This window comes from Pseudoalteromonas sp. SIMBA_162 (assembly GCF_046535955.1).
GTDB classification, from domain to species: Bacteria; Pseudomonadota; Gammaproteobacteria; order Enterobacterales; family Alteromonadaceae; genus Pseudoalteromonas; species Pseudoalteromonas marina.
The window spans coordinates 1-272 of sequence record NZ_JAWJBQ010000414.1 but is presented as its reverse complement, the minus strand read 5'-3'; the positions used below and the strand labels follow the sequence as shown (position 1 = coordinate 272).

The following is a 272-nucleotide window of genomic DNA, read 5'->3' as shown; positions in this document are numbered from 1 at the left end:
CCACCCTTGCCGACATCGAGCACAGCCTGTTCGACGAGGGGAGCACGGTGCGTAGCCTGATGTGCGAACGCGATGGCCGGGCAGTCGGTTTTGCCGTGTATTTCTACAGCTACTCGACCTGGCTTGGGCGCAACGGTATTTACCTGGAAGACCTGTACGTCACGCCTGAACAGCGTGGCGACGGTGCTGGCCGGCAACTGCTGCGACATATTGCCCGTGAGGCAGTGGCGAACAATTGCGGGCGCCTGGAATGGAGCGTGCTGGACTGGAAC

General features: G+C 61.4%; 1 protein-coding gene. It reads left to right on the top strand.

What is annotated here, in order from left to right; translation table 11 throughout:
- Positions 1 to 272: GNAT family N-acetyltransferase (locus R0J88_RS20280; RefSeq protein ID WP_410900917.1), on the top strand; the 272-nt coding region annotated here is incomplete at both ends.